Here is a 6650-nt window from a genome sequence, read left to right as displayed (position 1 = left end):
TCGCCAAATACATCACCTTATAAATCGAATCGTCATCCGGAAAACTTGATTTATTAAACCTATTCGGAAACTTGCGTTTCTGAATAGGGTACCTTGAAATGCGATGTTCTAAATCGTGCTATTTGTACGATTTAGAACTCGTCGACCTGTTCGAAAACGTAGTTATCGAACAGGTCGAATATCTCAAGCCTGTCCATAACGGTTAGTTTTCCCCCACGTCCTCCTTTCTGATGCTCTACCTTATTTCTTCTCTCAAGGACTTCCAGCATAAGGTAGAATGCCGCTTTTTTCACTCCGAAAAGCTCCTGAAATTTCTCTTCGCTCTGTCTTTCTATTTTTTCTTTCGTTTCCATCTTACTTTACATTATAGCATACCCAGACCGGTTTCCGAATAGGTCTACTATATTTTCACCGATGCTCATTAAACTCATATACGGCTCAAATTGCTGCTCTTTGGTTTAGCGTGCGACAATTTTCATAAGGTATTGGTAGGCAAAACGTATGAAAACCCACTAGGTATCTCTAAAATCTCACCACGTTCTTAGAGATACCCTTATTATGCAGGGAAGTAGGCTCGCCCTATAAAATTTTATACATTAAACTTTAAATTTAGCAACTTCTTGCGTAACATTTTCAATGCCTGTTTTATTTTTTTGTGCAATACTATTGACGGCTTGTACCATATTGCCAATTTGAACAACACTCAACGCCATTTCATTCATACTATTGGTCATAGTATTGGTTAAACTATCCAGTATACGCATTTCTTCTGCAACATCTTCCCCGCCTTTCAGCATTTCTTCGGAACCTTTCCGTACTTCTGTTGTAACAGCGTCGATATTTTTGATAGCAAGCAGAACCTCTCTGCTACCCTCTTTTTGTTCGCTCATTGCTTCGGTTAAGCGCATACTCATAGTTTCCACTTCTTCCGATAAGGTAAAAATAGTGTTAAATTTTTCTTCAGCAGTCCCTGCCGATTCGGAAAGCGCTTCAATTTCGCCGCTCAAACTTCTGAGTGTTTGAGTAATATTTTTTCCTTGCACAGAAGATTCTTCGGCAAGTTTACGTATCTCATCGGCAACAACGGCAAAGCCTTTGCCTGCCTCTCCTGCATGGGCGGCTTCAATTGCTGCATTCATTGCCAATAGGTTTGTCTGGGAGGCAATATGCTGGATAACATTCGAAGCTTCTATTAATGACCCTGACTCTTCAGTAATTTTTTGTGTTATAGTATTTGCATGCGCAACCGTTTCTTTTCCGTTTGCGGTAGCTTCAGCAAGTGTTTTAATGGTATCATCCGTTCTCGCAAGTGTTTGCGAAATAGAAGCAATATTGGCTACCATTTGTTCTACTGCCGAGGATGACTGCGCGACACTTGATGCTTGTATTTCTATACTGTTGTTGAGCTGCTTTATCGTACGGAGAATTTCTACAATGGTTGCAGCTGTTTCGGTAACGCTTGATGCTTGCGTTAGAGCTTGCTGCTTAACATCAGCAACATGCTCATTGATTCTCTGAATAGCCAGAGAAGTTTGATCCATATTAGAACTAAGTTCGTGTCCGGTTTTTGCCATCATGTGTGAATTGGTCCCGACTATTTGTACTACCATACCAACTTTTGCAATTGTTTCGTTAAACGCTTTTGCTAGTTCGGCAATTTCATCATTTCCATGAATAGGTAAGCGTACCGTGAGGTCACCTTCCCCTAAGGAAATATTTTGCATAGCAGCTACAGTCTTTTTAATAGGATTACTGATTTTTGATGCAATAAAATAGATAATAATGATGGCGATACTAAAAAGTATGCTAACTACAGTAATCATAGACAATTGCAGCATTTTAATAGATAGCATAAACTCATCATACGGAGCATTGATCACAATGGTCCAGTTTGATAAATTGCTTTTTGTATACCCTGCTATTTTTTTCACCCCTTTAAATGTATAAAAACCGACCCCGGGACTGGTTGCATTCATTGCATTTTTCTCAAAATCAGCGCGTGCGATAAGTTCAGGCTTTACTTTTGATTGGGTTGTAGCATTAAACTGTGTTGTAACAAGCACAGGATCTTTATCAGCAATAATCGTACCTGTAGGACCTAATACATAGCAAAATCCCTTTTCCCCAATGGTGGTAGCGGAAAGATATTCTGTAAGTGATAGTCCCTTTATATCAGCCGACAAAACGCCGACCATAGTTTTATCTTTATTAAAAACAGGAACTGCAAAAGTAATGATAAAATCTCCCTGAGTATCTCTTTTGTAAGGTTCGGAAACACACCGTTTACCGCTTGCTGCGGTGCGGAACCACTCTTGAGTGTTTACTTGCTTTGTGGAACCATCTGCCATATAGAAAGTACCATCCAGATCGGAAATATTAAAAGCATCTATTTTGTTCGTAAATGCTGCTTCCGACTGTAGCCGTTCTGCTAATTGCGGTCGTGTATAATAAGTTCCGTACACAACACGTCTGCTTGCATACCCTTCAAGAATTTGATAAAAGTATTCTATTTTTTCATCAACACGGATCCTTGTTTCAGATGCTTTGTCTATAAGATGCGATTCAAGCTTTTTAAAAACTGCTTTACGTGCGATCATAACAGCAAGCATCCCCTGAATAAGGGATATTATGATAATTACTAATCCAAAACTGAGTATCAGCATGTACCGCAGTGAAAAATGTTTATTCATTGTTATCGGGGGGGGGGGGGGGTACGCATTAGCCATAGTTGTTCACTCCTTATCAGTATAAACTAGTAGGGTTCCTATTGCTTTTGTAGAAAGCTCGGCGTATATCATGCTTTATACAGAATAAAAGATTAAGCAAGGGTATGGGCATCTACAAAAAACTCAGTTAGATTTTTAGAAGATATCTCATCAGCAAAGCTGATAACGAGTTTTAATTTAAGTCTTTATAATATAATGAGCTAAATTAAAACATCGCAAGTTGAATCTAAGGGAATCCTCTAAAAAAACTGAAGTTTTAGAGGATTCCCTATAAATATCATAGCATATAATTTAAGTTTTGTCGACCCTGCCAGCAGGGATTCCGCATTATAAAGTCTGCTGGACTCTTTCGAGGCAATCTTCCCGTTTGTCGCACAGGCGTTGCTTATGACACAGCGGCATATTCTTCGCTTTTATAATAGATCCGTTCGATAACTACGTTTTCGAACGGATCGACGAGTTCTAAATCGTACAAATAGCACGATTTAGAACATCACATTTCAAGGTAGCCTATTCAGAAACGCAAGTTTCCGAATAGGTCTACTGAGTGTTTCTTTTACAACCGTACACACGGTGAGTGTTTTCGATGCATAGATAAGTTTGCGTTTATTTTTTGTATAGATTATACCATTCAGCATACAAAAAAACGGATGATCAGGCGGTATGCGTAAATAAGCCTGAGGACATTCGTCAAAAATATTTGCACTAATACGCGAGACGGAGGCAGGTAGCCGTACTGCTTTCAATGCAGGACAGGAGTTGAATGGTTTGGAGCTAAGAGCGGAAAGAGCAGGGGGCAACTGTAGTTTTTGTAACCGTTCACACGCGCAAAAGGCGTGCTTTTTTATCACAGTAATACCTGCCGGTAATACAACCTCTTTCAATGCTCTGCAATATGAAAATGCATATCTCTCTACGCTGCTCTCCGTATTGCTTACGATGTCTGCGGCTTGCGATATGCCTTCATGGTTTTCAGTACCGTCTCTATATTCCGGCTGAACATCGGAGACTACAACACGCTGCAGTGCATCACAGCTTGAAAAGGCATGGAACTCAATACAGCATAATCCCTGCGGCATCCGTACTGTCTGTAAGGATGTGCAATACTCAAAAAACTTACGACCGATCTTTTTCAGTGCATTGGGTAAGTCAATATGAACCAAACTGCTGCATGACTTAAATGTTTGAGTCTGCAATACCGCTAAGCGGGCAGAAAGACGTACATCTTTCAACCGTCCACAGTTTAAAAAAGCGTCCGCGCCCAAGTCTGTAAGACTGTCGGGTATAAATACGGCAGAGAGAGAGCTGCAATACGAAAATGCTCCTTGTCCGATACTCTGAATCCCTTCCGGCAGTATCAGCGATTGTAATGCCGTACAGCGGCTAAACGCTCCATCGCCGATTGCAATCAGCCTTGCCTCAAAAACAAGCGTCCGCAGTTTTGTACAGGAATGGAAGGCTTTCTCATCGATAATAGAGAGGCTCTGCGGGAGATACACTTCGGTCAGCTGTGGGCAATCGGCAAAGGCTCCTTCTGCAATATGCCGTAGCGGCGGAGATAAAGAAATGGTCTGTACTCCCATACCGACACGGATTAAACGGCTTTTATCTTTACTATATAAAAGCCCCTTATCGGTGCAATAGCGCTCATTTTCAGGGTGTACGAATATATCCTTGAGTAGGGGACAGCTAAGAAAACAGTCTGCCCCGATGCGGCGTACCGTTTTTGCAATACTGACGGCGATCAGACGACTGCAATGATAACAGCTCCGCTCACCGATTTCGGTTACCCCTTCCGGTATAATCAATGCCGTAATGGCGGTACAATTTTTAAACGCCCGCTCTTCAATCCGGGTAACGCTGGAAGGAATGGTTACACAGCCGCTTCTTCCCGAACTGCATCAATCAGTTCTGCCGGTTCATCCACACCCCGATGTGCGTATCAATGCACGACTCGGCAGAAAAATTCTCAGGGACTGAAAACGGAGGTTCTTCTGACAGCGCCGTAATATGCTGAATCCTACTCAACGAAAAAATCCGCAGCTCTTGCCGCAGCCGGCGCCGTCCAATGACATACCATAGACCACGCTGACACACTACATGATACGGTTCGCATTCGCGTTCAACCGTCCGGCAACAGACTCCAAACTGCTCAGCAAGCTTACCCGTAGTCGGACAGGCCCCCGCCCGCAGTTCCTTATCAATCTGCAAAATCCGCCACAACTGCACCTTGTTTTCTTTATCAGCTTTCTTGCTCATACCGCTATTCTATCACACGTACTCTGACAAATACTGTCGGGTATTTTGCTTTTTTTAAATAGAATTTAGGTTAGCTCTTCCATTTTCCACGTATCAGGAGTCTCATTAGTGATACCATCACCGAAGACTGCCCCTATACCGATGATTTTCTTTCCGCTCAGGCGGTACTTATCCGCATCCCCTTTCTCTTTTATCTGGTTCAGCGCTTCTTCCGCTGTTGCCGCACTCATGAGCTTAAATTCAAAGATATACACACAGTTTGAGGTTCGCACCACGAGGTCAGCCCTTCCTTGCGCCGTATGTGATTCAAGGTCTACATGATAGCCCATCAGCGTAAAGATGATATAAAACGCAATTTGATAATCACGTTCCCGCATTGTATGATTAGCCTTTGCTGCTGTGCTGTATGGAATACCGGCGCAGACCGTGTACATCCGTTTCATAAACGTACTTATATCGCCTTTGCGAAGGTCTAAAATAAAATCTTTTGGGCGCCTCTAAAAACCCGAATTTTAGGTTCTTTTTCTTAGGTATGCCGCTGTTTTAATAAAGTTCGCTCATCTTTTTAGTTAGTTTATTTTTCATGGTACCCATATTTCCATCCGCCAGCTTCTGTTTATTTCGTTAGAACACAGTAGCGACATAAGTTATAGGTCCGGTATCTGCCCTTGCTGTATCTGTTCATTTTCTTCTTTGCTATTATGTTGTATCGGCGCTTCTACTATCGTCGCATCTATGATTGTCCCTTCTTTTCCTATCAGATTTTGTTTCGTCAGGTCTCTTCCAAATCTATCAAACAGTTTTTCCGATATTTTTGCTTCTATCTATCTTTCCTTAAATAACCATATCGTTTTTGCATCCGGTACTGTATCTTTTATTCCCATTTATTTTTTATTCAGGGTTTCAAGATTGTCTCCGAGCTTGCTCAATATGTTGAGCCGCTCCTCTTCATCAAATAATCCTCTTTCTTTCATTCTTTTACTTTAGCATTTTTTACTTCTTTTTTAAGGGTTTTTAGAGGCGCCCTACATATAAGATAGCCTCATCAGCTTCTGATTCGGATTCATAAGCCCTCAACGCTTTTCCTATAGTTTTGCTAAAGCAGGTTTCACTGTCAAATATATTTTATCTCCGATAGAAAAGTTCTAATCACGACAAAGTAGATTTGACCACTTCATCGTGATGTTTAGAAACAATAAGTATTATTTTTTACCTGATTTGCCGCCACCGAACTGTGAATTATTTGGATTCAACTGATTCGCATGATTATCAGCTCCACTTTTATAAGCGTTATTGTTGTGATTGAGTCCAGTGTTGTTTGAATTCAATTGATTTGCATGATTGTTGTTGTTCGCATTTGAATTATTATTCTTTCCCATAAAATCCTCCTAAGATTTTACTTACTTGTCAAAAATATGCCGGAAGATTTACCTTACTAACAGTAAGTGCCGCTTTGCGGCATCAACCTAACTGCCGCTTAACCTGCATTTGTGGCTTTGCCGACGCATAGCGGCGGCAAAGTTGGCGCGAAAGTTGCATAAAAAGGGAGCTGCATTAGCAGCGACCGCCCTAAGCAACTTTCGTGACAAAACAAATGTCAGGTTGAAGCAGGTGTTAGACACCTGCTATACCTTAAACTTTTTTACTTCCTTTGCCAAGTTATCA

General features: G+C 41.3%; 6 protein-coding genes. All 6 read right to left on the bottom strand.

What is annotated here, in order from left to right; translation table 11 throughout:
- Positions 1-131 precede the first annotated feature (131 nt).
- The 6 genes from ACTTJ8_RS11080 to ACTTJ8_RS11055 all read right to left on the bottom strand — a co-directional run bounded on the left by ACTTJ8_RS11080 (position 132) and on the right by ACTTJ8_RS11055 (position 6364).
- A complete protein-coding gene (locus ACTTJ8_RS11080; RefSeq protein ID WP_442721220.1) occupies positions 132-353 on the bottom strand; it encodes a hypothetical protein in 222 nt (73 codons plus the stop codon).
- A gap of 243 nt (positions 354-596) precedes the next feature.
- The gene (locus ACTTJ8_RS11075; protein ID WP_442721222.1) at positions 597-2690 is read right to left on the bottom strand and encodes a methyl-accepting chemotaxis protein; all 2094 of its coding nucleotides are present in this window, start codon (positions 2688-2690) and stop codon (positions 597-599) included.
- A 536-nt stretch (positions 2691-3226) separates the two neighbouring features.
- Positions 3227-4597, bottom strand: a complete 1371-nt coding sequence (locus ACTTJ8_RS11070) for a leucine-rich repeat domain-containing protein (protein WP_442721221.1) — start codon at positions 4595-4597, stop codon at positions 3227-3229.
- Between the two features lie 34 nt (positions 4598-4631).
- On the bottom strand, positions 4632-4985 hold the full coding sequence (locus ACTTJ8_RS11065) for a helix-turn-helix transcriptional regulator (protein WP_442721219.1): 354 nt from the start codon (positions 4983-4985) through the stop codon (positions 4632-4634).
- Between the two features lie 65 nt (positions 4986-5050).
- Positions 5051-5428, bottom strand: a complete 378-nt coding sequence (locus tag ACTTJ8_RS11060) for a PD-(D/E)XK nuclease domain-containing protein (protein ID WP_442721218.1) — start codon at positions 5426-5428, stop codon at positions 5051-5053.
- Positions 5429-6187: 759 nt separating this feature from the next.
- Positions 6188-6364 (bottom strand): hypothetical protein, encoded by a 177-nt coding sequence (locus ACTTJ8_RS11055; protein WP_442721217.1) that lies wholly within the window; start codon positions 6362-6364, stop codon positions 6188-6190.
- Positions 6365-6650: the final 286 nt, after the last annotated feature.

Origin of the sequence: Treponema sp. (assembly GCF_052169735.1) — a bacterium.
GTDB lineage: Bacteria > Spirochaetota > Spirochaetia > Treponematales > Treponemataceae > Treponema.
Note: the sequence above shows the minus strand (reverse complement) of the source record. Positions and strands in the feature narration are given on the sequence as shown.